The sequence below is a fragment of the Pseudomonas sp. PICF141 genome, from assembly GCF_002286815.1.
GTDB lineage: Bacteria > Pseudomonadota > Gammaproteobacteria > Pseudomonadales > Pseudomonadaceae > Aquipseudomonas.
The window spans coordinates 72,857-97,994 of record NZ_MUNM01000055.1 but is presented as its reverse complement, the minus strand read 5'-3'; the positions used below and the strand labels follow the sequence as shown (position 1 = coordinate 97,994).

Genomic DNA, 25,138 nt, shown 5'->3' with positions numbered 1-25,138 from the left:
CTTATAAGTCAGGCGTTGTTTGACGCATCGGCGTCGCGTTGTAGTGCGCGCTTGCGGCAGGCATCGCCAAATGCCTGGAAAATCGCAAGGTAGTCAGGATTCAAGCTTACCTGCCATTCGGGATGCCATTGCACCCCTAAAGCAAAAGCCTTGCCTTCGATGACAGAGATGGCTTCGATCAACCCGTCGGGAGCCACCGCTTCCACGCGAAGGCCTGGCGCCAGACGCTCGATGCCCTGACCGTGAATCGAATTGACTTCAATCTCGCTCTTCAGGCCCAGCCTGGCAAGTACACCGCCCGGTTGAACGTGTACAAGGTGACTTGGCGCGTATTGCCCTTCCAGCGGCAAGCTGTCGTCTTCACGGTGATCCATGAATGGACCGGCCTCGTGAACCTTCTGATGCAGACTGCCACCGAACGCCACATTCATTTCCTGGAAGCCGCGGCAAATACCGAGCACGGGCACACCCGCCTCGACAGCAGCGCGGATCAGCGGGAGAGTGATGGCATCGCGTGCAGAATCATGAGCAGTACCTGGCGCACTGGCCGGGCCTTTATAGTGAAACGGTTCTATATTGGAAGGAGAGCCTGTAAAGAGAATGCCGTCCAGAGCGTCCAGAATATCGGACGATGTCAGTAGATCCGCCAGGGATGGAAGAATCAACGGCAGGCCCTTGGCAGCTGAAGCCACGGCGCGTACGTATTTGTCGCCACTGATGTGATAAGCATGCAGACCGATCTGCTTTGAGCAGGCGGTGACGCCGATTAACGGCAGGCGAGACATGAAGCACCCCGGTATTATTGCTGTTATGGGTTTGAATCGAGCTTAGCCTTGTTCATTTTTTTACACAACACCCCCGTAAAAAATACAACACGGCCCGCTCAAGCTCGCGGGCGCCAAGAAGGCCGAAGGCAAAAAAACGCCCCAAAGTGCCTCAAAAAAGCCCGGCCAGTGCTTTTTTAGGGCAAAAAAGGCCTCGCTTGACTTCGGCATGCCGTTCGGGTTGACTGGAATCCGAAGAGATCAATGATTGATATTTTTAACAACAAAGGTGTTGCATCATGTCGGTACCCCCGCGTGCCGTTCAGCTTAACGAAGCGAACGCGTTCCTTAAGGAACATCCTGAGGTTCTGTACGTTGACCTTCTGATTGCGGATATGAATGGTGTGGTGCGCGGCAAGCGCATTGAACGCACCAGCCTCCACAAGGTTTACGAGAAAGGCATCAACCTGCCGGCCTCTCTATTTGCTCTGGATATCAATGGCTCGACGGTGGAAAGCACCGGCCTGGGCCTGGACATCGGCGATGCTGACCGAATCTGTTATCCAATCCCCGATACCCTGTGCAATGAGCCCTGGCAGAAGCGCCCGACCGCGCAACTGCTGATGACCATGCACGAACTCGAAGGTGATCCTTTCTTCGCCGACCCGCGCGAAGTCCTGCGACAAGTCGTAGCCAAGTTTGACGAGATGGGCCTGACCATTTGCGCCGCGTTCGAACTGGAGTTCTACCTGATCGACCAGGAAAACGTGAACGGTCGCCCACAACCGCCGCGCTCGCCGATCTCCGGCAAACGCCCGCATTCGACCCAGGTCTACCTGATCGACGACCTCGACGAATACGTCGACTGCCTCCAGGACATTCTGGAAGGTGCGAAAGAGCAAGGCATCCCGGCCGACGCCATCGTCAAGGAAAGTGCCCCGGCACAGTTCGAAGTGAACCTGCACCACGTGGCCGACCCGATCAAGGCCTGCGACTATGCGGTCCTGCTCAAGCGTCTGATCAAAAACATCGCCTACGACCATGAGATGGACACCACCTTCATGGCCAAGCCTTACCCAGGCCAGGCGGGTAACGGTCTGCACGTCCACATCTCGATTCTTGATAAAGAGGGCAAAAACATTTTTGCCAGCGAGGATCCCGAGCAGAACGCCGCACTGCGTCACGCGATCGGCGGTGTGCTCGAGACCCTGCCGGCGCAGATGGCTTTCCTCTGCCCGAACGTCAACTCCTACCGTCGTTTCGGCGCCCAGTTCTATGTGCCAAATTCGCCGTGCTGGGGCCTGGACAACCGTACCGTGGCCATTCGCGTACCGACCGGTTCTTCCGATGCCGTGCGCATCGAGCATCGTGTCGCCGGTGCCGACGCCAACCCGTATCTGTTGATGGCTTCGGTTTTGGCGGGCGTGCACCACGGCCTGACCAACAAGATCGAGCCGGGCGCGCCCGTGGAAGGCAACTCCTACGAGCAGAACGAGCAAAGCCTGCCGAACAACCTGCGTGATGCACTGCGCGAGCTGGACGACAGCGAAGTCATGGCCAAGTACATCGATCCGAAATACATCGACATTTTTGTTGCCTGTAAAGAGAGCGAGCTGGAGGAGTTCGAACACTCCATCTCCGACCTCGAATACAACTGGTACCTGCATACCGTTTAAGCGGTTGCAGTAAAAACAACGCCGCCGGCTGATAAGGCCGAGCGGCGTTTTTTTATGGCCGCCTACGGCGGATCGCGGGCAAGCCCGCTCCCACAGGGATCGTCTGCGTATTCAATATCTGCATTCAACACATGACATTGTGGGAGCGGGCTTGCCCGCGATGGCGGCCGGGAAGACAACATCAAACCCTGCTCGTACAATGCCCGCTGCCCCGCAGGAGACTTCAATGACGCGCACCGCCACTATTCGCAAACCCCGCGCCCGCAGTCAGGCCCGGATCGACTCGATACTCGATGCCGCCCGCACGCTGCTGGCCGCCGAGGGCGTGGCCAGCCTGTCGATTTACAGCGTCGCCGAACGCGCGGAGATTCCGCCCTCCTCCGTCTACCATTTTTTCGCCAGCGTCCCGGCCCTGCTTGAAGCCCTGACCGCCGATGTCCACGCCGCGTTTCGTGCCTGCCTGCAAGCGCCAATCGATCACCACGCCCTCAACGGCTGGCGCGACCTGTCACGCCTGGTGGAACAGCGCATGCTTGCCATCTACGACGAAGACGCCGCCGCCCGTCAACTGATCCTCGCCCAGCATGGCCTGACCGAAGTCACCCAGGCCGACCGCCAGCACGACATCGAACTCGGCGACCTGATGCACAAGCTGTTCGACCACCATTTCGAATTGCCGAGGTTGCCCAGTGATGTCGATGTGTTTGCGCTGGCCATGGAACTGGGCGATCGGGTGTATGCGCGCTCGGTGCAGCAGCATGGGCAGATCACGCCGCGGATGGCTGAAGAAGGGATGCGGGTGTTTGATGCCTATTTGGGGCTTTATCTGCCGCCATATTTGCCCAAACGCGAAGTGCTTTGATCATTCCCACGCTCTGCGTGGGAATGCCTCTTCGGACGCTCCGCGTTCGGCTTGTGGGACGCAGAGCGTCCCGGGCTGCATTCCCACGCAGAGCGTGGGAACGATCAGTCCTCCGGGGGGTTGGCGCTCGCGCTTACAACTTGGCGATCGACACCTCGGTGGATTTCACAAACGCGATCACTTCACTGCCGACCACCAGTTCCAGCTCTTTCACTGAACGGGTGGTAATCACCGAAGTGACGATGCCGGAGGCCGTCTGCACGTCGATTTCCGACAGCACGTCACCCAGCACGATTTCCTTGATCGAGCCTTTGAACTGGTTACGAACGTTGATGGCTTTGATAGTCATGAGATTTCTCCTGAGGTCGAAATGAGCTGCAAGTTGCAAACTACAAGCTGCAAGAAGAAGCAGAGCGCTTTTACTTGCAGCTTCAAGCGTGAGGCTTGCGCTGCTCTTATTGCGCCCAACGCAATTGCGCAGGCAGTGGTGAAACAGGTTCCGGTGCCGGCGGTTGGCCTGGCAGGGACAGCACGCGGTTGAGCACTTCGGTTTCCAGCGCCGCCAGCCGATGGGAGCCACGGGCCCGAGGGCGCGGCAGTTCCACAGGCAGGTCGAGGCCGACTTCGCCCTCTTCAATCAGAATCACCCGATCGGCAATTGCCACCGCTTCGCTGACGTCGTGGGTCACCAGCAACACGGTGAAGCCATGTTGTTGCCAGAGCCGTTCGATCAACTGCTGCATTTCGATTCGGGTCAGGGCATCCAGTGCGCCCAGCGGTTCGTCCAGCAACAGCAAGCGCGGTTGATGGATCAACGCGCGGGCCAGGGCCACACGCTGCTTCTGCCCGCCGGACAACGCTGCCGGCCATTCGTGGGCGCGATCCGCCAGGCCGACGGCGTCCAGCGCTTGCAATGCTTGCGGCCGCCAGTTGCCCTTGAGCCCGAGACCGACGTTGTCGATGATCTTTTTCCAAGGCAGCAAACGCGCTTCCTGGAACATCAACCGAGTGTCTTCCCGTGCATTGCTCAGCGGCGCGGAGCCTGCATGCAGCTCTCCCCCGGTGGGTGTGTCGAGACCGGCGAGCAGGCGTAGCAAAGTACTTTTGCCGCAGCCGCTACGCCCGACCACCGCCACAAACTGCCCGGCCGGAATGTGCAAATCGATTTCACGCAACACTTGCCGCAAACCGAAGGTTTTTTGCAGCTTGCGCACGGCCAGCGGAATACCGCGCCGCAAACGTGGAGGTTGTTGAGCTGTCATGCGGCACCTCCCTTGGGTACCTGATAAGCCGGATGCCAGCGCAGCCACACACGCTCAAGCCCACGCGCCGCAAGGTCGGCCAGCTTGCCGAGCACCGCGTACAACAGAATCGCCAGCACCACCACGTCGGTCTGCAAGAATTCCCGGGCATTCATCGCCAGGTAGCCGATGCCCGAGCTCGCGGAAATGGTTTCCGCCACGATCAAGGTCAGCCACATGAAACCCAGGGCAAAACGCACGCCGACCAGAATCGAAGGCAGCGCGCCCGGCAAAATCACTTGGCGAAACAGGCTGAAACCGGACAGGCCGTAACTGCGCGCCATCTCCACCAGCGCCGGGTCGACGTTGCGAATGCCGTGATACGTGTTGAGGTAGATCGGGAATAACGTGCCCAACGCCACCAGAAAAATCTTCGCCGTCTCGTCGATGCCGAACCACAGAATCACCAGTGGAATCAGTGCCAGGTGCGGCACGTTGCGGATCATCTGCACCGAGCTGTCGAGCAGGCGTTCGCCCCATTTCGACAAGCCGGTGATGAAGCCCAAGGCCAGGCCGATGCCGCCGCCAATGACGAAACCGAGCGCCGCGCGCCAGCCGCTGATGGCCAGGTGAGTCCAGATTTCACCGCTGCCGACCAGGCTCACACCGGCTTCGATCACCGCGATCGGCGCCGGCAGAATCCGCGTCGACAACCAGCCCGTCGACACCGACAACTGCCACACTGCCAGCAACAAGACCGGCAACGCCCAGGGCGTGAGGTTGTGGATAATTTTCTTCATGGCGGTAACTCAGCGCTGGGACGCGGCTTTGGGAAGAATGTCGTTGGCTACCATCTCGCCGAACGGGCTGACGTAACCGCCACTTTTCGGCAACTGCGCACGCTCGATATCCAGGTGCGGGAACAGCAATTCAGCCACGCGATAGGACTCTTCCAGGTGTGGATAACCGGAGAAGATGAATGTATCGATGCCCAGGTCCGCGTATTCCTTCACCCGAGCGGCCACGGTCGGGCCATCGCCGACCAGCGCCGTTCCGGCCCCGCCGCGCACCAGACCGACACCGGCCCAAAGGTTGGGGCTGACTTCCAGATGGTCGCGGCTGCCACCATGCAACGCGGCCATCCGTTGCTGGCCGACCGAATCGAAACGCGCCAGAGACGCCTGGGCACGGGCAATGGTGTCATCGTCCAGATGCGAGATCAGTCGCTCCGCCGCTTGCCACGCCTCGGCATTGGTTTCGCGAACGATCACATGCAGGCGAATACCGAAGCGCACGGTGCGACCGAGCTTCGCGGCTTTGGCACGAACCTGTTCGATTTTTTCCGCCACGGCGGCAGGCGGCTCGCCCCAGGTCAGAACCATTTCGACCTGCTCTGCCGCGAGGTCTTGGGCGGCTTCCGACGAGCCACCGAAATACAGCGGCGGGCGCGGTTGCTGGATCGGCGGATAGAGCAACTTGGCACCCTTCACGCTGATGTGCTGACCGTCGTAATCAACCGTTTCACCTTCCAGCACCCGGCGCCAGATGCGGGTGAATTCCACCGAGGCCTGATAGCGTTCCTCGTGACTGAGGAACAAACCGTCGCCGGCCAGTTCTTCCGGATCGCCACCAGTGACCAGGTTGAACAGCGCCCGACCGCCAGACAAGCGATCCAGTGTCGCGGCCTGACGCGCCGCCACCGTCGGGGAAATGATCCCGGGGCGCAGGGCAACCAGGAACTTCAAACGCTGGGTCACCGGGATCAGCGATGCGGCCACCAGCCACGAGTCTTCGCAGGAGCGACCGGTAGGAATCAACACCCCGCCAAAGCCCAGACGATCCGCCGCTTGCGCGACCTGTTGCAGGTAACCGTGATCGACGGCGCGAGCGCCTTCGGCGGTGCCAAGGTAATGGCCATCGCCATGGGTAGGCAGGAACCAGAAGATATTAAGGCTCATGGAGTGGTCTCCTCAGGGAATCGAATTACGGCGCTTTGGCCACGGTGGCAGGTGGCGTCCAGATCACATCTTTAATGCTCAAGGGTTTGGGAATCAGCTTGAGCTGGTAAAAGCTGTCGGCAATCTTTTGCTGGGCGGCGGCGACTTCCGGCGTCAGGAACAGCGCGCCGTAGCCCTGGCGTTTCATCGAGGTTAGGGTGATGTCCGCTGGCAGGCCGAGCAGTGGCGAAACTTGCCGGGTCACGTCCTCGGGATTGGCCTTGGACCATTCGCCAACCGCACGCACTTCTTCCACCAGCGCCTTGATCACTTGAGGATTTTTCTGCGCGTAAGGTTTGGTCGCCAAGTAGAACTGATGGTTGTCGACGAGGCCTTTGCCGTCGCGCAGCGTGCGTGCTTGCAGTTGCTGTTCGGCGGCGGCCTGGTACGGGTCCCAGATCACCCAGGCATCGACACTGCCACGCTCGAATGCAGCGCGGGCATCGGCCGGCGGCAGGAACACGGTCTGGATGTCGGTGTATTTGAGGCCGGCGTCTTCAAGCGCACGCACCAGCAGGTAGTGCACGTTGGAGCCCTTGTTGAGCACGACTTTCTTGCCCTTGAGGTCCTGCACCGATTTGATCGGCGAGTCCTTCGGCACCAGGATCGCTTCGCTGTGGGGCGCTGGTGGTTCGTAGGCGACATAAAGCAGATCGGCGCCGGCCGCCTGAGCGAACACGGGCGGCGTTTCGCCGGTAACACCAAAGTCGATGGAGCCGACGTTCAGGCCTTCGAGCAGTTGCGGGCCACCGGGGAATTCAGTCCATTGCACGTCCACGCCTTGAGCGGCGAGGCGTTTTTCCAGTGTGCCCTTGGCTTTGAGCAGCACCAGGGTGCCGTACTTTTGATAACCGATCCGCAGGACGCCTTCATGGGTAGAAAGTGCCTGAACTTGAGTAATGGCGCCGAAGGTAACAGCCGCAGCAAACAGAGCGACCAGACCACGACGCAAAATGACAGTGCGCATAGCGCTCTCCTTTTTGCAGTTGGGTTTTGGCTGCACCTGCTTGGCCGTTAGCGGCTGAGTAAGGTGAGTACTTCAAATTCAGATGTGGTTTGAGGGCTGGCTTAAATGCTCCAGCGAGCACTCAACAAACGTTCGTTCAACAGGTTCGGATCGAGCGGCTTGGGCCGTCGAGCCATGGCGCTGAAAAACTGCTCCAGCGCTTCAAACAATCGTTGCGCAAGCTCCGGCGCCAACTGCGCCTGGGCGCTGCCTTCGCCGTAAGCGATCTGGCTGTCCACGGCGAAAATCCCCTGCAACATCTCCTGGGCTTTCAACGCTGACAGCACCGGTTTGAGCGCGTAATCCACCGCCAGCATATGAGCGATGCTGCCGCCGGTAGCCATCGGCAAAACCACCTTGTGGTTGAGGGCACGTTCGGGCAGCAGATCGAGCAAGGTTTTCAGCGCACCTGAGAACGACGCCTTGTAAACCGGCGTGGCGATCAGCAAACCATCGGCGTTTTCAATCTGTTGCAGCAGGTCGATCACTTTCGGGCTGTCGAAGCGGGCATGCAGCAAATCTTCAGCCGGGAAGTCCCGTACCTGGTAATTCACCACTTCCACACCTTGCTCTTGCAACCAGCGTCGCGAGCGCTCCAGCAAAACCCCGGAACGGGAACGCGGGCTGGGACTGCCACCGAGTGAGACGACCAGCATTCAGACATTTCCTTGAGCGATGTTGGCGATTTCGCGGCGTGCGATCTCGCGTCGATGGAGTGACATTAACAGCTGATTCATATATCCATAAATCATATTTATTCATTTGTTTATTCTTTTAATGAATATGGCGATGGTCTTTCCCGGACAAAAAAAGAGCCGTCGAAACGGCCCAAAATCCCCTGCTTTGGTAGACCTGTAGGAGCGAGGCTTGCCCGCGAACGGTACAACTCGGTATCTCTGGCCCCGCCCAAATACGCCTTCGCGGGCAAGCCTCGCTCCTACAGAAAATCAACGATTCGGCTGTGGTGTCAGACGCAGGTATGGCGATTTATTTAGATTAAAAATGAATATTAAAAATCTATTCACTGGACCTGAATAGTCATCGAGACGAACATCGGCCACAAGGTTCGAGAAGGCCTTGAGTTGCTGCAAAAGAGGGGAATTTCAAGGAGGGTTTACGGGGGTGAGCCCCCCTTGAAAACGCAAAAGCCCCGCCTGGCGAGATGCCGGGCGGGGCTTTTTTTCTACGTCTTACATGAAGTTGTAAGTGTAGTTAAAGATCAGGCGAGTCTGATCCTGATCGGCGATACCGGTACTGCTGCCACGGTAGGTGCCGTGACGCAGGGTAGTACCAAAGCCTTTCAGAGGGCCTTGCTGGACAACGTAGTCCAGGCGCATGTCGCGTTCCCACTCGGACGATTCGCTTGCGCCATTGACGGATTTGATGTCGTCACCGTGGAGGTAGGCAATTGCAGCCTTCAAGCCCGGAACGCCCAGGGCGGTGAAGTCGTACGAGTATTGACCGAACGTGGTGTTCTCACCGGCGCGGACAAACTGATGGATCATGCTATCGGTAAACAGATAGAAGCTTGAGCCGCCAGCCCCTTCGTTACGACCACTGTCATTCAAAAGGCTGCCCTGGTTCAGGTAGACGAAGCCGCCGTCATCCCCAACTTGCTGGTGACCCAACAGGAAGGCGCTGCCACCCAGGGTATAAGTGAACATGGCGCTCCAGGTCTTGTTATCGACCTCGCCCGGGGTCTTGGCATAGCCACCATTGTTGTTGAACCGATAGCCAGCGTCACCATTGCGACCATCTGAGCTGCTGTCGAAGTAACGCAGGTCAGTCTTGAACGACTGGCCTTCGGTGATCGGGAAAACATGTACCGCGCCCAGGAAGTGCTGTTTGTAATAATCCTGCAGGTTGGCGTAGTAGTACTGCAGGGTCAGGTCTTTGGTGACTTTCCAGTCCGCGCCACCATAACGGAACTGGTTGCTGTCCTGAGTACCGCCGTTCACTGCCAGGCCGGTGCTGTTGGTTCCCGCACGTCCAACAGCGTGCTCCAGTTGACCGCCGTTGAAGGTTACATTGTCGATTTCTTTGGAGGTGATGGTGCCACCTTCAAAGGTTTGCGGCAGCAAACGACCATCGCTGGCCACCAGAATCGGCAAGTTAGGCATCAAGGCACCACCCAGGTGAGCCTCGGTCTTGGACAATAGCGCCTTTACGTTGCCAGACAGACGACTCCAGTTGTGTACAGCCGAACCGTCGGTGTCGCTTGGGACGAAGGAGTTGTTATCCGGGTGGTGACCTTTGCCGCCATCGAGGTGGATACCGACCAGGGCTTGGGCGTCGATACCAAAACCTACAACGCCTTGGGTGAAACCGGACTTGTAGTCGAACTTCAAACCGGTAGCCGTTTCGCGCTGGTCGGAACCGCCTTCGCGGTTATCGTTATTGAAGTAAAGGGTACGGGAACTGACGGATGCCTTGCTGTCTTCGATAAAACCGGCGGCGCTTGCCTGCTGCGCCAAAACCCCTACGGCCACTGCCAGGGCCAAGGTGGACTTCTTCATTGTTTCGCTCCTCTCGTTCTAATTTTTATGCTCTTTGGTCCAGGGTCTAACGCCCCGGATCCAAGATGCGCGATTAGCACTGGTCCATGACTGACAAGTCAATCGTAACCATGTGTGTCTACGACCAAGGTCTAACCGCCCGTGATTTGCTCCTGCAGGTTAATGACTTCCTTATAAACCCAAAAAGAATTATTTCTATCTTTTTAATACTCTTTAGGAATATCGCTCGGTCGCCAGTATCCGAACCGGGACACAAGGTATCGGCTCATAAGCTAATTCCTAAATGGTATTTATTGACGTTTTTTTAGATCGATTAGCTTTCGACGTATTCCCCAAACGTCAATCAGTATCGAAAAGGCGACGCCCATGATGGCCAAGCGCGCACTATCCAGTCAAATTGTTACAGTTTGTGTATCGCTGATATTTTCTTTTTTCCGCCGACGGAGGGGGTCGTTCACAGGATTTACGCCAAGATGACCGGCGCCAATAATGTGCCGAAGCACGCGCCAGCTCGGCATTTGCAGCCAAGGCGATGGGCGAAACAGCGAAGTGCTGGAAGGGATAAGGTCGCGCCGTATGTCAGCGCGAAATTCATCACTGAGTAACACCCCCGCCCCGGTAGGAGCGAGGCTTGCCCGCGAAGAGGCCATATCTGCCGACACAAGTGTTGAATGTCAGGCCACCTTCGCGAACAAGCCTTGCTCCTACAAGGCTTGGGGCATCACAGGGCTTTTTCGAAGATCTTCGAATTACGCTGATAGTTGTAAAGCGACGCCCGCGCCGACGGCAGGCGTTCGACGCTGCTTGGCACAAAGCCCCGCTCACGGAACCAATGGGCTGTGCGGGTCGTCAGCACGAACAGGGTTTTCAGCCCCTGGGCCCTGGCACGGGTTTCGATGCGCTCCAGCAGTTCATCGCCGCGACCGCCATGGCGGTACTCCGGGTTCACCGCCAGACACGCCAACTCCCCGGCATCCGAATCGGCAATCTGATACAGCGCCGCGCAGGCGATGATCATCCCTTCACGTTCGACCACGCTGAACTGCTCGATCTCACGTTCCAGCACCTCCCGGGAACGCCGTACCAGAATGCCCTGCTCTTCCAGCGGGCTGATCAAGTCCAGCAAACCGCCGACGTCCTCGATGGCCGCCTCGCGCACCACCTCGAATTGCTCCTGGGCCACCAGCGTACCGCCACCGTCACGGGTGAACAGTTCGGTCAGCAGCGCGCCATCTTCGGCGTAACTGACGATGTGGCTGCGCGCCACCCCGCCCCGACACGCTTCAGCGGCCGCATCCAGCAGCTCGGCTTGATAGTTGTTGCCCAAACGCTGCAAGTGAGCGGGTACTTGCTGCGGTCGCAATTCGCGGACCAGCCGGCCATTTTCATCGATCAAGCCAGGATCGGCGCCGAACAGCAGCAGCTTGTCCGCCCCCAGATCGATAGCGGCGCGGGTGGCAACGTCTTCGCAGGCGAGGTTGAAGATCTCACCGGTCGGCGAATAACCCAATGGCGACAACAGCACGATGGAGCGTTCGTCCAGCAGGCGATTGATGCCCTTGCGGTCAACCCGGCGCACTTCGCCGGTGTGGTGGTAGTCGACACCTTCAAGTACGCCAATCGGCCGTGCCGTGACCAGATTGCCGCTGGCCACCCGCAGGCGCGACCCCTGCATTGGCGAGGAGGCCATGTCCATGGACAGCCGGGCTTCGATGGCGATGCGCAGTTGACCCACCGCATCGATCACGCACTCAAGCGTCGCCGCATCGGTGATGCGCATGCCGTGGTGGTAATGCGGAATCAGACCGCGAGCAGCGAGGCGGGTTTCAATTTGCGGGCGCGAACCGTGAACCAGCACCAGTCGCACGCCCAGGCTGTGCAGCAGCACCAGGTCGTGGACGATGTTGCCGAAGTTCGGGTGCTCCACGCCGTCGCCGGGCAGCATGACGACAAACGTGCAATCGCGGTGGGCGTTAATGTAAGGCGAAGCGTGACGAAGCCAATTGACGTATTCGGGCATGAACCTGGGCCTGTAATAAATAGCAGCCGAAAAAAGGGTAAAGCAGTAAACGCACAGCGGGCTGATGGTTATCGTCGGAACAGGCTTGGCGACACGCGCGCTCTCCTCATGAATACGGGTTGGGACATCGGCAATTTATACACGCTCTGTAGGAGCTGCCGAAGGCTGCGATCTTTTGATCTTGTTTTTAAAATGCAAAGATCAAAAGATCGCAGCCTTCGGCAGCTCCTACACCGTTTTGGCCGGTGTCAGGCAGTAATGTTCAATCAGTTGACGTAATAGATGCACGGTAGGTTGCAAACGTGACATTTCGAGGTATTCCCCCGGTTGGTGCGCGCAGGCGATGTCGCCCGGGCCCAGTACCAGTGTTTCACAACCAAGACGCTGAAGATAAGGCGCTTCTGTGCCAAACGCCACTGCTTCGGCGCGATGGCCGGTGAGTTTTTCTGCGACCCTGACCAATTCCGAGTCTTCGGCCTGCTCGAAGGGGGGCACTTCAGGGAACAGCGGCGCGTAATCGATCTTCACTTGATGCCGTTCGGCAATCGGATTGAGCTTCTGCAAAATCGCTGCGCGCAGCGCTTTGGGGTCCATGCCTGGCAAAGGCCTCAAGTCGAATTCCAGCGAACACTGGCCGCAAATGCGATTAGGGTTGTCCCCACCGTGGATGCAACCGAAATTCAGGGTCGGCTGCGGCACGCTGAACTGTGGGTTACGAAACTCGCGCTGCCACGCCAGGCGCAGGCCGCGCAGTTCGCCCATGGCGTCGTGCATGGCTTCGAGGGCGCTGTGACCCAGGCGCGGGTCCGAGGAATGGCCACTCTGACCGAGGATGTCGATGCGTTCCATCATGATGCCTTTGTGCATCCTGATCGGCTTCAGCCCGGTCGGCTCGCCGATCACCGCCGCGCGACCCAAGGGCCGTCCGGCTTCGGCCAGGGCACGAGCTCCGGCCATTGAGCTTTCTTCATCGCAGGTGGCGAGAATCAGCAAGGGTTGCTTGAACGGTTGGTCGAGCAAGGGTTTGACGGCTTCGATGGCCAAGGCGAAGAAACCCTTCATGTCACAACTGCCCAAACCGACCCAACGACCCTCTACTTCCGTCAGTTTCAGCGGATCGGTCTGCCACAACGCCTCGTCGTACGGCACCGTATCGCTGTGACCGGCGAGCACCAGGCCGCCGGGGCCGGAGCCAAAACTGGCCAGCAGATTGAATTTGCCGGGGCTGACCTGCTGGATATCGCAGGCAAAACCCAAGTCCCCCAGCCAAGTCGCCAACAAGTCGATGACCGGCCGATTGGTTTGATCCAGGCGAGGTTGGGTACAGCTGACGGACGGCGCGGCGATCAGCGCAGCGAACTGATCTTTCATGGACGGCAAAGGCATCGCTGACTCCCCACTCGCGAATTGAAGTCCATCATAGAACCATCCGGTGACAGGAATAAACTGTCGCGGCGCGCGTCACCAAGCGTCAACAGACCCTATCTCGAATGAGTCCTGTACACTGCACGACCTTGGCAGCCACACATTCCCCCGGCTGCGCTCCCGATCCTGGATTTTCCGGCCATGCAGAAAGAAACCGAAATCAAACTCCGCGTCAGCCGCGAAACCCTCGCCGCCTTGCGCGAGCACCCGTTACTGAAAAAACGCAACAAAAGTGGCTGGGAACGCCGTGAGTTGATGAACCAGTACTTCGACACGCCTGAGCGCGACCTGGCCCGCGCCAAGGTTGCCCTGCGCCTGCGCCGCGATGGCGACGAAGTGATTCAGACCCTCAAGACCCGTGGCCAGAGCGTCGCCGGTTTGTCCGAGCGTCACGAGTACGACTGGCCTCTGGCCAAAGCCAAGCTCGACGTGAAAAAACTCGACGGCGAATGCTGGCCCCAAGAGCTGGCCGAACTGGACAAGAAAACCCTGAAAGCCATCTTCACCACCGATTTCGTTCGCGAACGCGCCGAAATCGCCTGGGGCCGTGGCAAGACCAAAGTGGTCATCGAAGCCGCGCTGGATTTGGGCCACGTGGTGGTCGGCAAGCAAAAAGAAGAAATCTGCGAGCTGGAACTGGAACTGCGCGAAGGCGAACCGGCCGCGCTGCTGGAACTGGCCGCCGAACTGGCCGCGACCCTTCCACTGATGCCGTGTGACATCAGCAAGGCCGAACGCGGTTATCGCCTGTTCGACGCCAACAGCTACTCGCTGAGCCTGGCTGCGCCGCAAATCACTGCCGAGATGCCGCTGGACGATGCGTTCGCCGCATTGAGCTGGCATTTGCTGAGCAGTAGCCAGCGATTGGCCGAGCAATATCGCTTCAATGGCCACTGGCGTCTGTTGCAAGACTGGGTCGAGAACCTCGCTGAGATGCGCGCGCTGATCAGCAGCCTCGGTCAGGCCGCACCGCGTCAGTCGACGCATGATCTGCGCATCGCGCTGGATGCCCTGCTGGAAGACTGGCGCCCACTGGTACAAGCCGGCCTGGACGACGAAGACGTGCGCAAAGCCGCGCCGGAGCAGTTCCTCGAAGAACTCGAAGACCCGCGCTGGGGCCTGTTCTCCCTGAACACTTCGCGCTGGTTGCTGGCTCGCACCTGGGCCAGCGATCGCAACACCCGCGGTAATCGCCAGGGCGCTGCACAACTGGGCAGCTGGTTGCCACGCATGCTGGGCGAAGAAGCCAACTCGCTGCAGTTGCAGCGTTATCAGCAACAGCCGGAAGACCTGGCCGAACAGTTGCCGCGTATCGAACGCATCCAGGCGTGGCTGCACCATGCCCGCAATGTACTGGAGATCCCGGAAATGGATCGCCTGTACGGTGAATTGAACAAACTGGCGCAACTGGCCAACGAGCCGATCACCGATGAATCGCTGGATGCGCGCAAGCAGCAGGCCATCGCGGTGTATCAGAATCGCGCCTGGAAGACTTTGCTGCGTCTGTAAAATCGCCTTCGCGGGCAAGCCTCGCTCCTACAAGGGCAGCAGGATCTCTTGTAGGAGCGAGGCTTGCCCGCGAAGAGGCCCGCACAAGCGCTATAAATCTCTACCCCCCCGCAACACCGGCAAACTCGTCGTGGACTTGATCTCCGATAACGCCACGATCGAGTTGACCTCCTGAATCCCCGGCACCATCGACAGTTTCTCGAAGAAGAAGCGCTCATAAGCCTCGATATCTGCTGTGACGATCCGCAGCAAGAAATCCACCGACCCCATCAGCACATAACATTCCAGCACCTCGGGAAAACCGCGAATCGCCTCGGTGAACTCAGTGAAGTTCGAACGTCCGTGGGCGTTGAGTTTGATCTCGGCGAAGATCTGCGTGTTCAGGCCGATTTTCTTGCGGTCAAGCAACGTCACCTGAGCGCGAATTATCCCCTCTTCCTTCATCCGCTGGATCCGCCGCCAGCACGGCGACTGCGAGAGCCCCACCTGTTCGGCGATCTGCGCACTGGAGAGCGAAGCGTCCTCTTGCAGCAACGCCAGAATCATGCGGTCGTAGTTATCCATCTCGCTGTGCATAGAAAAACCTGTAAATGATATGAATACGAATTGATCGATTCGATAAATCACCAATTCGCCCAATCATAGATAAGAAATGCCCGGCACCGAATGTAAAAATTCCCCCAGTGATTTTGGAGCTCGACCATGCCGCATTTAGAATCCGTGACCACCTTGCCTGCCCGCGCCGATGTCTGGAACGTCAACAACGCCCATTGCCGCGTTCACTATCAATTACTGGCCGAGGCCGAGCCGGACCTGCTGTGTCGGGCGCTTAACCTGTTCGCCCTGCAGTTTCTTACACCTCAGCAAGTCAACGTGCAGCGCATGGACGATCTGCTGTCGGTCGACATCGTCATGGACGGCCTGAGCGGGCACCGGGCTCAAGTGATTGCGGAAAAATTACGTAACCTGATCAGCGTCTGCTCGGTGAACCTGCAAGTGGTTGATTCTGCGTGGGTAGAGCCGGCTCAGGCGACAGGCTGAAAAGAAACGACATGCCTTGGTCGGGTAGTGGCCCAACGGTCTGCGGGTGCGCGACTATCCTTTGCGAACGGTTGTTCAAAAGGAGCCCGCATGTCCGTTCAACTCGCCACTCAGGACCGCTGGCTGGACCTTAATGATTTGCTGCGTGAATTGGTCGCCCAAGGTTTTATCAGTCAGGATTCGGCCGAGCACGCGCTCAACGCCCGCCGCCGTCATGCCATAAATGGTCAACAGCACCCGCTGGAATTCATCGCCAGCCAACACCTGGACGATCTCAGCCGTCCCGGCAAACACCTCGATCTGGAAAGCCTGACACTCTGGCTGTCTCAGCGGGCCGGTCAGCCTTACTTGCGCATCGACCCGCTGAAAATCAACGTCGCGGCCATCACGCCGCTGATGTCCTATGCCTTCGCCCAACGCCACAAGATTCTGGCGGTGTCCATCGACCGCGACGCCGTTACCGTCGCCAGCGCCCAGCCCTTCGTCAGCAGCTGGGAAGCCGACCTGACCCACGTGCTGAAGCTGCCGATCAAACGCGTAGTCGCCAACCCGGTGGACATCCAGCGTTTCAGCGTGGAGTTTTTCCGGCTGGCCAAATCGGTCACGGGCGCCACCAACGCGGATCAGCAAAACAGCACCCTGGGCAACTTCGAACAGTTGCTCAACCTCGGCGCCAGCGACCAGGAGCCGGACGCCAACGATGCGCACATCGTCAACATCGTCGACTGGCTGTTCCAGTACGCGTTCCAGCAACGGGCCAGCGATATCCACATCGAACCCCGGCGCGAGCAAGGCACGGTGCGCTTTCGCATCGACGGCGTGCTGCACAACGTCTATCAATTCCCGCCGCAGGTGACCATGGCCATCGTCAGCCGCCTGAAAAGCCTGGGGCGGATGAACGTCGCAGAAAAGCGCAAACCCCAGGACGGCCGGGTCAAAACCAAAACCCCGGATGGCGGCGAAGTCGAATTGCGCCTGTCGACATTACCGACCGCGTTCGGCGAAAAAATGGTCATGCGGATCTTTGACCCGGAAGTGCTGCTCAAGGATTTCGATCAGCTGGGTTTTTCCGCCGATGACTTGCGCCGTTGGCAGGACATGACTCGCCAGCCCAATGGCATCATTCTGGTAACCGGGCCGACCGGTTCGGGCAAGACCACCACGCTGTACACCACCCTGAAGAAACTGGCGACGCCAGAGGTGAACCTCTGCACCATTGAAGACCCGATCGAAATGGTCGAGCCAGCGTTCAATCAGATGCAGGTCCAGCACAACATCGAGCTGACCTTTGCCGCCGGCGTGCGCGCACTGATGCGCCAAGACCCGGACATCATCATGATCGGCGAAATCCGCGACCTCGAAACCGCCGAAATGGCGATTCAGGCCGCACTCACCGGCCATTTGGTGCTGTCGACATTGCACACCAACGACGCCCCGAGCGCCATCAGCCGCCTGCTGGAACTCGGCGTGCCGCACTATTTGATCAAGGCCACGGTACTCGGAGTCATGGCTCAGCGCCTGGTCCGAACCCTCTGCCCGCATTGCAAGGCGCCATTAACTTTGGGCGAGGACGACTGGCAAACCCTGACCCGACCTTGGCAAGCGCCACTGCCAGGTAACGCACAACGCGCCATCGGTTGTCTGGAATGTCGCGAAACCGGCTATCGCGGCCGCGCCGGAGTGTACGAAATCATGCAGCTGACGGACGGCATCAAAGCACTGATCAACCCCGATACCGATTTACTGGCGGTCCGCCGTCAGGCCTTCAAGGAAGGCATGCGCAGTTTGCGCTTGTCAGGGGCACAGAAAGTGGCGGCGGGGCTGACCACGATCGAAGAGGTGCTGCGGGTGACGCCGCAGAGTGAGCAGAAGTAGGCCATTTCAACCGCTACACACTCCTTGTTTGTAGCAACTGCCAAGCCTGCATGCCTGGCAGGAGCTGCCGCAGGCTGCGATCTTTTGATTTTCGCTTTAAAAACAACAACAAAAGATCGCAGCCTGCGGCAGCTCCGACAGCCGTCACGGAACTCGATTGGGTAATTGGCAATCAAAGCCCGCAGTTAAAACCCAGTGGAGTCACCTTTTATGCGTCTCAAACTTGCTGTCGCTACCTTCGCCGTGTTGTCCCTTCCAGTCGGTTCGGCGATGGCTGATGACAGCTTTTGGCGTAACGTCCTTACATCCGGTGCCACCACCGGCACCTCTTACCTGACCTCCAGGGATCACAAGCTGGTCGTCGCCGCCCAGGACGACGCCGGCAGCTTTGTTGCCAGTGACGGCGCCATCCGCGGCCCCTACCTGGAAGCTGCGATACAGAAAGTCCGCGCCGATAACCCTGGCCTGCAAGCCACGGACATGGAACTGGCGAACGCCCTCCTGGCGAAGAATGCCATCGCTTCGAAATAAGGTTCGTTGCTGAACAAAAAATGCCGCTCTGGATGAGCGGCATTTTTTTTGCCCGATACAAAACCCTGTCAATGATCGCTCCCCACGCTGCGCGTGGTAGCACCGCCATGGACGCTCTGCGTCCGCTCTTGGGACGCGGAGCGTCCCGGGAGGCATTCCCACGCAGAGCGTGGGCACGATCAGCCTCCCGCTGTCAGCGGTATTCGTCCACCGGCACACACGCGCAAAACAGATTGCGGTCACCGTAGACATTGTCCACACGGTTCACCACCGGCCAATATTTATGGGCCTTGGTGTGCGCATCTGGCGTCACCGCCTGCTCGATGCTGTACGGGCGCTCCCAAACCCCGGTGATATCGGCCAAGGTATGCGGTGAGCGTTTCAACGGGTTGTCCTCCGCCGGCCAATTGCCGTTCTGCACCTCGGTAATTTCCGCGCGAATACTCAGCATCGCGCCGATAAAACGGTCCAGTTCCGCCTTCGATTCACTCTCGGTCGGTTCGACCATTAACGTCCCCGGCACCGGGAATGACATGGTCGGCGCATGGAAGCCATAGTCCATCAGACGCTTGGCAACATCCTCTTCACTAATCCCGGTCTGCGCCTTGAGCGGGCGCAAGTCGAGGATGCATTCGTGGGCCACTCGCTCGTTGCGCCCCGTGTAGAGCACTGGAAATGCGCCGGCCAAATGCTGCGCCAGGTAATTCGCGGCGAGGATCGCCACCTCACTCGCATCCGCCAATTGCGGTCCCATCATGGCGATGTACATCCAGCTGATGGGCAAAATGCTCGCACTGCCCCAAGGGGCCGCGCTCACCGCGCCGTTTGCCGGCAGCGGGCCATCGATGGGCACTACCGGGTGATTGGCGACGAACGGCGCCAAATGCGCGCGAACACCGATCGGCCCCATGCCCGGCCCACCGCCGCCGTGGGGAATGCAAAACGTTTTGTGCAAGTTCATGTGCGACACGTCGGCACCGATGTCTGCCGGCCGTGCCAATCCGACTTGCGCATTGAGGTTGGCACCATCCATGTACACCTGACCGCCATGGCTGTGGATAACTTCACAGATCTCGCTGATGCCTTCCTCGTAAACCCCATGGGTCGAAGGATAAGTCGCCATCAGGCAGGCGAGTTTATCCCCCGCTGCCGTGGCCTTTTCCTTCAGATCATCCAGATCGACATTACCCGCCTCATCGCACTCGACGATCACCACGCGCATCCCGGCCATTTGCGCCGAGGCCGGGTTGGTGCCGTGGGCCGAAGCCGGGATCAGGCAAACATCCCGCGCGCCCTGATGGCGGCTCTCGTGATATTTGCGAATCGCCAGTAACCCGGCGTACTCGCCCTGGGCACCCGAGTTGGGTTGCATGCAGATCGCATCGAAACCGGTGATTGCGCAAAGCCAGCGCTCCAGTTCCTCGATCATCAAGGAATAACCCACCACCTGCTCTTTCGGCACAAACGGATGCAGGTTGGCGAACTGTGGCCAGGTGATGGGGATCATCTCGCTGGTGGCATTGAGCTTCATGGTGCAAGAGCCCAGCGGAATCATCGATTGATTGAGCGCCAGGTCTTTGTTTTCCAGCTGCTTGAGGTAACGCAGCATTTCGGTTTCGCTGTGATGAGCGTTGAACACCGGATGACGCAGATAAGGCGTACTGCGTTGCAACCCGGCAGGAATACCGGATGCCAGCGTTTCAGCGTCCAGGTCGTCGACGTTGAGCCCATGATCGGCACCGAGAAACACATCGAACAGCTTCGCCACGGTGCTTTCATCGCAGGTTTCGTCGAGGCTCAGGCCCAGGTGCCCGCGGCCGAGAATGCGCAAATTGATCTGCGCCGTCTGAGCGCTTTCGATGATCGCCGTCTGAGTGCCACCGACCTCCAGGGTCAAGGTGTCGAAGAAATTCTGGTTGAGACGGGTAATTCCGTGACGCTCCAGGCCAGCGGCGAGGATGCAGGTCAGCCGATGGACACGTTGGGCAATCCGTTTAAGCCCTTCCGGTCCATGGTAGACCGCGTAGAAACTGGCGATATTGGCCAGCAGCACCTGGGCGGTGCAGATGTTGGAGTTGGCCTTCTCCCGGCGGATATGTTGCTCGCGGGTTTGCAGGGCCATGCGCAGGGCGACATTGCCGCGAGCATCTTTCGACACACCGATGATCCGCCCGGGAATCGCCCGTTTGTATTCGTCGCGGCTGGCAAAAAACGCCGCATGAGGGCCGCCGTATCCCATAGGCACGCCAAATCGCTGGGATGAACCGAACACCACATCGGCGCCCAACTCCCCCGGTGGGGTCAGCAATAACAGGCTTAGCAGATCGGTCGCCACGCAAGCCAGAGCTTGTTGGGCATGCAATTGATCGATCAATGGACGCAGATCGCGCACTTCACCGTGGGTGTCGGGGTATTGCAGCAACGCGCCGAACACTTGGTGCTGTTGCAAGTTATCCACAGCGTCGACGATCAGCTCGAAACCGAACCCTTCGGCCCGGGTCCGCACCACGGAAATGGTCTGCGGGTGGCAGTTCTCATCGACAAAAAACAGGTTGCTTCGGGATTTGGCCACGCGCTTGGCCAATGCCATGGCCTCGGCTGCCGCCGTGGCCTCATCCAGCAGCGAGGCGTTGGCCAATTCCAGGCCGGTCAGGTCGATGGTCAACTGCTGGAAATTCAGCAACGCTTCGAGCCGGCCTTGAGCGATCTCTGGTTGATAGGGGGTATAGGCGGTGTACCAACCGGGATTTTCCAGCACGTTGCGCAGGATGACGGCCGGCGTGAGGGTCCCGTGGTATCCCATGCCAATCAGGCTGGTCCAGACCTGGTTCTGCTCGGCGTAACCCCGCAACCTGGCCAGCGCGGCTTGTTCGTCGAGGGCCGGCGGCAAGTCCAGCGGCCGGTTGAGGCGGATTCCCGGCGGCACCGTCTGCTCGATCAGTTCGATCCGGCTGCCAAGACCGAGGCTGTCGAGCATCGCCTGCTGCTCGGCGGCATCGGGGCCCAAGTGGCGGCGCAGGAAGGTATTGGGGTCGCGTAACTGGCTCAAGGACGGCAACTGGGACATGACGGGCTCTCTCTTGACTGGCGCTCGGCGTCGATGCAATGCGGTCAAACCAGCATAGCAGTCGCTGTCGGGGAGCCATTGAAGAAGGAGTCGGTAAACGATGTAGGAGCTGCCGAAGGCTGCGATCTTTTGATCTTTGATTTTAAGAATACAAGATCAAAAGATCGCAGCCTTCGGCAGCTCCTACGGGGCGAGCATTACTCGCCGATGGCGACCTTGTAGGCCGCCGGGTCCAGCAAGTTGTTCAGCTCGGAGGTATCGGTTGGTTCGAGTTTGAAGAACCAGCTGTCATAAGGCGCGCTGTTGACCAGTTCCGGGTTGTTGGCCAACTCTTCGTTGACGGCAATGACGGTGCCGGAAACCGGCGAGTAAATATCGGACGCAGCCTTGACTGACTCCACGACACCCGCAGATTCACCGGCCTCGAACACTTTGCCGATTTCCGGCAGCTCGACGAACACGACATCACCCAAGGCTTCTTGAGCATGGTCTGAAATACCCACTTTCACGCCGCCATCATGGTCTAGACGGGCCCATTCGTGACTTTCGGCAAAACGCAGGTCGACTGGGATTTCGCTCATGTTTTGTGTCCTCAAGAAAAATGTCAGCGGTCATTGCCGCCAAAAAAGTTAGATCAAGGTTTTGCCGTGGCGTACGAAGGTCGGTTTGACCACTCGAACCGGGTACCACTTGCCACGGATTTCCACTTCAGCGCGGTCGGCGGTGGCCACCGGTACGCGCGCCAGTGCAATCGACTTGCTAAGCGTAGGAGAGAAACTACCACTGGTGATCTCCCCTTCGCCAACATCAGCGATGCGAACCACTTGATGGGCCCGCAAAACACCACGTTCTTCCAGGACCAGCCCCACCAGTTTGTGCTGTACGCCATTGGCCTGTTCGGCTTCCAGGGCAGTGCGGCCAATGAACTGGCGCGTGTCCGGTTCCCAGGCAATGCTCCAGGCCATGTTGGAGGCCAATGGCGAAACCTCTTGATGGATGTCTTGCCCGTAGAGGTTCATGCCGGCTTCGACGCGCAAGGTATCTCGCGCGCCGAGGCCGATCGGGGAAATACCCGCGCCCACCAGATCGTTGAAGAAGCCCGGGGCCTGATCGGCTGGCAGCAGGATTTCCAGACCATCCTCACCGGTGTAACCGGTGCGCGCGATGAACCAGTCACCGTCGGTCTGGCCTTCGAAATATTTGAGCTTCTCAATCAGCGTGCCGCGGGACTGAGTCACCAGTTCGGCAATCTTGTGCCGGGCGTGAGGCCCTTGAATGGCCAGCATCGCCAGTTCGGAGCGCTCGTTGAGCCGTACATCGAAGTCGTCGAGATGCGCCTGCATCCAGGCCAGATCCTGATTGCGGGTGGAGGCGTTGACCACCAGGCGATAACCGTCCTGGAGACGGTAGACGATCATGTCGTCGACGATGCCACCGTGCTCGTTGAGCATGGCGCTGTACAAGGCACGGCCGGGGCTGTGCAGACGTTCGACGTCATTGGCCAGTAAATACTGCAGCCAGGCCTTGGCCTGGGGGCCGTCGACATCGATCACGGTCATGTGGGATACATCGAAAACCCCGCAATCGCGGCGCACCTGATGGTGTTCCTCGACCTGCGAGCCGTAATGCAAGGGCATGTCCCAACCGCCAAAATCGACCATCTTCGCGCCGAGGGCGAGATGAAGGTCATACAGAGGCGTACGCTGTCCCATGGGTTTCTCCTTCCGGGCGTGGCGAAGGTGCGGGCAGGCGCTGTACGGGATAAATGCCTTGAAATAAAGGCTTTCAGCCGATTTCAGCAACCCGATCCGAGGACGGACCGCACCGAATGCCGCGCATTGTAGCCGCAAGGTGTAGGACTGACACCTACGCGTTTCGATGCGCCGAACGTCGGATCAATCCGATGACCGGTAACAGCCCGACCAACACCAGGGTCAATGCCGGCAACGAGGCCCTCGCCCACTCGCCCTCGCTGGTCATTTCAAAGATCCGCACCGCCAGCGTGTCCCAGCCAAACGGGCGCATCAGCAGGGTTGCGGGCATTTCCTTGAGCACGTCGACGAACACCAGCAACGCCGCGCTCAATGTGCCCGGCAGCAGCAGCGGCAGATACACTTTGAAAAACAGTCGTGGCCCACTGACGCCAAGGCTACGTGCTGCTTCGGGCAAAGAGGGCCGTATTCGCGCCAGGCTGCTTTCAAGCGGCCCATAGGCCACCGCGATGAAGCGCACCAGATAGGCCAGCAACAACGCCGACAGACTGCCCAGCAGCAGCGGTTTGCCCGCGCCGCCAAGCCAGCCAGACAACGGGACCACCAGTTCGCGATCCAGGTAACTGAACGCCAGCATGATCGACACCGCCAGCACCGAGCCCGGCAAGGCGTAGCCAAGGTTGGCCAGACTGATGCCGGAGCGGATCGCCCGAGTCGGCGCCAATCGACGGGCAAAGGCCAGTACCAGAGCGACACTGACGGTGATCACTGCGGCCATGCCGCCCAGGTACAGGGTATGGAGGATCAATCCGGCATAACGCTCATCCAGATCGAAGCGCCCGCGTTGCCAGAACCACACCATCAGTTGCAGCACGGGAATGACGAAGGCGCAGGCGAACACCAGAGCGCACCAGCTCATGGCCGCCAGCGCCTTGAACCCGCTCAGGTGATACAACGCCTTGACCCGTGGCCGTTCGTTGCTCGCCCGGTTGGCCCCGCGGGCACGGCGCTCGCCATACAGCACGACCATCACCACCAACAGCAACAGGCTGGCCAGTTGCGCGGCGGTGGAGAGGCTGAAGAAGCCGTACCAGGTCTTGTAGATAGCGGTGGTGAACGTATCGAAGTTGAACACCGACACGGCACCGAAATCCGCCAGGGTTTCCATCAGCGCCAACGCCACGCCCGCGCCGATGGCCGGACGCGCCATCGGCAATGCCACTCGCCAGAACGCCTGCCAAGGGGATTGCCCAAGGACTCGCGCTGCTTCCATCAAGCCTTTGCCTTGAGCCAGGAATGCGCTACGCGCCAACAGGTAAACATACGGATAGAAAACCAGCACCAGCACCAGAATCACTCCGCCGGTGGAGCGCACTCGCGGTAGCCTCAAACCGCTGCCAAACCATTCGCGCAGCAAGGTTTGCACGGGGCCGGCGAAATCCAGCAGGCCGACGAAGACGAATGCCAGCACATAAGCGGGAATCGCAAAGGGCAACATCAGCGCCCAGTCCAGCCAACGCCGACCGGGGAATTCGCAGAGGCTTGTGAGCCAGGCCAGGCTGACGCCCAGCAGCGTTACGCCAAAGCCGACGCCGAGTACCAACGTCAGGGTATTGCCCAGCAACCGCGGCATTTGCGTGTCCCACAGGTGGGACCAGATCTGCTGATCAATGATTTGCCAGGAAAAAAGCAGAACGCTCAGGGGCAGCAGCACCAGCGCAGCAATGGCGAAGACCAGGGGATACCAGCGGCGTTGGGCAGGGTGGGCCAAGGAAGGTGTCTCGCGAGGAAATCGTGAAGTGTAAGGAAAAAATGCAAAAAGATCGCAGCCTTCGGCAGCTCCTACGTTGGGATGATGTACACCCGGTAGGAGCTGCCGAAGGCTGCGATCTTTTG

General features: G+C 59.2%; 21 protein-coding genes. 6 read left to right on the top strand and 15 right to left on the bottom strand.

What is annotated here, in order from left to right:
- Positions 1 to 8: 8 nt before the first annotated feature.
- The gene (locus BZL43_RS15805; protein ID WP_095633179.1) at positions 9 to 785 is read right to left on the bottom strand and encodes a gamma-glutamyl-gamma-aminobutyrate hydrolase family protein; all 777 of its coding nucleotides are present in this window, start codon (positions 783 to 785) and stop codon (positions 9 to 11) included.
- Positions 786 to 1,063: 278 nt separating this feature from the next.
- Here BZL43_RS15805 and BZL43_RS15800 point away from each other — a divergent pair, with 278 nt between their 5' ends.
- A complete protein-coding gene (locus BZL43_RS15800; RefSeq protein ID WP_095633178.1) occupies positions 1,064 to 2,440 on the top strand; it encodes a glutamine synthetase family protein in 1,377 nt (458 codons plus the stop codon).
- 226 nt (positions 2,441 to 2,666) lie between these two features.
- Entirely contained in the window at positions 2,667 to 3,302 is a 636-nt protein-coding gene (locus BZL43_RS15795) for a TetR/AcrR family transcriptional regulator (RefSeq protein WP_095633177.1), read from the top strand.
- 133 nt (positions 3,303 to 3,435) lie between these two features.
- On the opposite strand, the gene BZL43_RS15790 is transcribed toward BZL43_RS15795, so the two are convergent.
- From BZL43_RS15790 to argE, 9 genes are all read right to left on the bottom strand, one after another.
- Complete coding sequence (locus BZL43_RS15790) at positions 3,436 to 3,651, bottom strand: molybdopterin-binding protein (RefSeq protein WP_003229256.1); 216 nt, start codon at positions 3,649 to 3,651, stop codon at positions 3,436 to 3,438.
- Positions 3,652 to 3,757: 106 nt separating this feature from the next.
- Positions 3,758 to 4,564 carry an aliphatic sulfonates ABC transporter ATP-binding protein gene (gene ssuB / locus BZL43_RS15785; RefSeq protein ID WP_095633176.1) on the bottom strand — a complete coding sequence of 269 codons (807 nt, stop codon included), beginning with the start codon at positions 4,562 to 4,564 and terminating at the stop codon, positions 3,758 to 3,760.
- Positions 4,561 to 5,343: an aliphatic sulfonate ABC transporter permease SsuC gene (gene ssuC, locus BZL43_RS15780; protein ID WP_095633175.1), complete on the bottom strand. Its 783-nt coding sequence runs from the start codon at positions 5,341 to 5,343 to the stop codon at positions 4,561 to 4,563. The genes ssuB and ssuC overlap by 4 nt, the downstream gene beginning before the upstream one ends.
- A 9-nt stretch (positions 5,344 to 5,352) precedes the next feature.
- Positions 5,353 to 6,501 (bottom strand): FMNH2-dependent alkanesulfonate monooxygenase, encoded by a 1,149-nt coding sequence (gene ssuD, locus BZL43_RS15775; protein ID WP_095633174.1) that lies wholly within the window; start codon positions 6,499 to 6,501, stop codon positions 5,353 to 5,355.
- Between the two features lie 25 nt (positions 6,502 to 6,526).
- Positions 6,527 to 7,507, bottom strand: coding sequence for a sulfonate ABC transporter substrate-binding protein (locus tag BZL43_RS15770; protein ID WP_095633173.1), 981 nt, complete (start codon positions 7,505 to 7,507; stop codon positions 6,527 to 6,529).
- Positions 7,508 to 7,608: 101 nt separating this feature from the next.
- On the bottom strand, positions 7,609 to 8,202 hold the full coding sequence (gene ssuE / locus BZL43_RS15765; protein ID WP_095633172.1) for an NADPH-dependent FMN reductase: 594 nt from the start codon (positions 8,200 to 8,202) through the stop codon (positions 7,609 to 7,611).
- Positions 8,203 to 8,736: 534 nt separating this feature from the next.
- Positions 8,737 to 10,062, bottom strand: a complete 1,326-nt coding sequence (locus tag BZL43_RS15760; RefSeq protein ID WP_095633171.1) for an OprD family outer membrane porin — start codon at positions 10,060 to 10,062, stop codon at positions 8,737 to 8,739.
- A gap of 721 nt (positions 10,063 to 10,783) precedes the next feature.
- A complete protein-coding gene (gene argA, locus BZL43_RS15755; RefSeq protein WP_095052454.1) occupies positions 10,784 to 12,082 on the bottom strand; it encodes an amino-acid N-acetyltransferase in 1,299 nt (432 codons plus the stop codon).
- A 228-nt stretch (positions 12,083 to 12,310) separates the two neighbouring features.
- Positions 12,311 to 13,468, bottom strand: a complete 1,158-nt coding sequence (gene argE / locus BZL43_RS15750; RefSeq protein WP_095633170.1) for an acetylornithine deacetylase — start codon at positions 13,466 to 13,468, stop codon at positions 12,311 to 12,313.
- Positions 13,469 to 13,648: 180 nt separating this feature from the next.
- Between argE and BZL43_RS15745 the strand changes: the two genes are divergently transcribed.
- Positions 13,649 to 15,016, top strand: coding sequence for an inorganic triphosphatase (locus tag BZL43_RS15745; protein WP_095633169.1), 1,368 nt, complete (start codon positions 13,649 to 13,651; stop codon positions 15,014 to 15,016).
- A 90-nt stretch (positions 15,017 to 15,106) separates the two neighbouring features.
- Here BZL43_RS15745 and BZL43_RS15740 read toward each other — a convergent pair whose 3' ends face one another.
- Positions 15,107 to 15,592: an Lrp/AsnC family transcriptional regulator gene (locus BZL43_RS15740; RefSeq protein ID WP_095633168.1), complete on the bottom strand. Its 486-nt coding sequence runs from the start codon at positions 15,590 to 15,592 to the stop codon at positions 15,107 to 15,109.
- A 126-nt stretch (positions 15,593 to 15,718) separates the two neighbouring features.
- Here BZL43_RS15740 and BZL43_RS15735 point away from each other — a divergent pair, with 126 nt between their 5' ends.
- The 3 genes from BZL43_RS15735 to BZL43_RS15725 all read left to right on the top strand — a co-directional run bounded on the left by BZL43_RS15735 (position 15,719) and on the right by BZL43_RS15725 (position 18,463).
- Positions 15,719 to 16,057 carry a hypothetical protein gene (locus BZL43_RS15735; RefSeq protein ID WP_095633167.1) on the top strand — a complete coding sequence of 113 codons (339 nt, stop codon included), beginning with the start codon at positions 15,719 to 15,721 and terminating at the stop codon, positions 16,055 to 16,057.
- Positions 16,058 to 16,147: 90 nt separating this feature from the next.
- Entirely contained in the window at positions 16,148 to 17,932 is a 1,785-nt protein-coding gene (locus tag BZL43_RS15730; RefSeq protein WP_095633166.1) for a GspE/PulE family protein, read from the top strand.
- Positions 17,933 to 18,142: 210 nt separating this feature from the next.
- The gene (locus tag BZL43_RS15725; RefSeq protein WP_095633165.1) at positions 18,143 to 18,463 is read left to right on the top strand and encodes a DUF2388 domain-containing protein; all 321 of its coding nucleotides are present in this window, start codon (positions 18,143 to 18,145) and stop codon (positions 18,461 to 18,463) included.
- A 193-nt stretch (positions 18,464 to 18,656) separates the two neighbouring features.
- Here the strand turns inward: BZL43_RS15725 and gcvP are convergent, their stop codons facing one another.
- From gcvP to BZL43_RS15705, 4 genes are all read right to left on the bottom strand, one after another.
- Positions 18,657 to 21,530, bottom strand: a complete 2,874-nt coding sequence (gcvP, locus tag BZL43_RS15720; RefSeq protein WP_095633164.1) for an aminomethyl-transferring glycine dehydrogenase — start codon at positions 21,528 to 21,530, stop codon at positions 18,657 to 18,659.
- 197 nt (positions 21,531 to 21,727) lie between these two features.
- Positions 21,728 to 22,111, bottom strand: coding sequence for a glycine cleavage system protein GcvH (gene gcvH / locus BZL43_RS15715; RefSeq protein WP_095633163.1), 384 nt, complete (start codon positions 22,109 to 22,111; stop codon positions 21,728 to 21,730).
- A gap of 48 nt (positions 22,112 to 22,159) precedes the next feature.
- Positions 22,160 to 23,242 carry a glycine cleavage system aminomethyltransferase GcvT gene (gene gcvT / locus BZL43_RS15710; RefSeq protein WP_095633162.1) on the bottom strand — a complete coding sequence of 361 codons (1,083 nt, stop codon included), beginning with the start codon at positions 23,240 to 23,242 and terminating at the stop codon, positions 22,160 to 22,162.
- A gap of 154 nt (positions 23,243 to 23,396) precedes the next feature.
- Positions 23,397 to 25,013, bottom strand: coding sequence for an iron ABC transporter permease (locus BZL43_RS15705; protein ID WP_095633161.1), 1,617 nt, complete (start codon positions 25,011 to 25,013; stop codon positions 23,397 to 23,399).
- Positions 25,014 to 25,138: the final 125 nt, after the last annotated feature.

Excerpts from the sequence above, each read along its gene's own strand:
- BZL43_RS15740 (WP_095633168.1), bottom strand. The coding sequence starts at position 15,592 with ATGCACAGCGAGATGGATAACTACGACCGCATGATTCTGGCGTTGCTG.
- gcvP (WP_095633164.1), bottom strand. The coding sequence starts at position 21,530 with ATGTCCCAGTTGCCGTCCTTGAGCCAGTTACGCGACCCCAATACCTTC.
- ssuE (WP_095633172.1), bottom strand. The coding sequence starts at position 8,202 with ATGCTGGTCGTCTCACTCGGTGGCAGTCCCAGCCCGCGTTCCCGTTCC.
- ssuC (WP_095633175.1), bottom strand. The coding sequence starts at position 5,343 with ATGAAGAAAATTATCCACAACCTCACGCCCTGGGCGTTGCCGGTCTTG.
- argA (WP_095052454.1), bottom strand. The coding sequence starts at position 12,082 with ATGCCCGAATACGTCAATTGGCTTCGTCACGCTTCGCCTTACATTAAC.
- BZL43_RS15735 (WP_095633167.1), top strand. The coding sequence starts at position 15,719 with ATGCCGCATTTAGAATCCGTGACCACCTTGCCTGCCCGCGCCGATGTC.
- gcvH (WP_095633163.1), bottom strand. The coding sequence starts at position 22,111 with ATGAGCGAAATCCCAGTCGACCTGCGTTTTGCCGAAAGTCACGAATGG.
- BZL43_RS15805 (WP_095633179.1), bottom strand. The coding sequence starts at position 785 with ATGTCTCGCCTGCCGTTAATCGGCGTCACCGCCTGCTCAAAGCAGATC.
- gcvT (WP_095633162.1), bottom strand. The coding sequence starts at position 23,242 with ATGGGACAGCGTACGCCTCTGTATGACCTTCATCTCGCCCTCGGCGCG.
- ssuB (WP_095633176.1), bottom strand. The coding sequence starts at position 4,564 with ATGACAGCTCAACAACCTCCACGTTTGCGGCGCGGTATTCCGCTGGCC.
- BZL43_RS15725 (WP_095633165.1), top strand. The coding sequence starts at position 18,143 with ATGCGTCTCAAACTTGCTGTCGCTACCTTCGCCGTGTTGTCCCTTCCA.
- BZL43_RS15730 (WP_095633166.1), top strand. The coding sequence starts at position 16,148 with ATGTCCGTTCAACTCGCCACTCAGGACCGCTGGCTGGACCTTAATGAT.
- argE (WP_095633170.1), bottom strand. The coding sequence starts at position 13,468 with ATGCCTTTGCCGTCCATGAAAGATCAGTTCGCTGCGCTGATCGCCGCG.
- BZL43_RS15760 (WP_095633171.1), bottom strand. The coding sequence starts at position 10,062 with ATGAAGAAGTCCACCTTGGCCCTGGCAGTGGCCGTAGGGGTTTTGGCG.
- BZL43_RS15795 (WP_095633177.1), top strand. The coding sequence starts at position 2,667 with ATGACGCGCACCGCCACTATTCGCAAACCCCGCGCCCGCAGTCAGGCC.
- BZL43_RS15790 (WP_003229256.1), bottom strand. The coding sequence starts at position 3,651 with ATGACTATCAAAGCCATCAACGTTCGTAACCAGTTCAAAGGCTCGATC.
- BZL43_RS15770 (WP_095633173.1), bottom strand. The coding sequence starts at position 7,507 with ATGCGCACTGTCATTTTGCGTCGTGGTCTGGTCGCTCTGTTTGCTGCG.
- BZL43_RS15745 (WP_095633169.1), top strand. The coding sequence starts at position 13,649 with ATGCAGAAAGAAACCGAAATCAAACTCCGCGTCAGCCGCGAAACCCTC.
- BZL43_RS15800 (WP_095633178.1), top strand. The coding sequence starts at position 1,064 with ATGTCGGTACCCCCGCGTGCCGTTCAGCTTAACGAAGCGAACGCGTTC.
- ssuD (WP_095633174.1), bottom strand. The coding sequence starts at position 6,501 with ATGAGCCTTAATATCTTCTGGTTCCTGCCTACCCATGGCGATGGCCAT.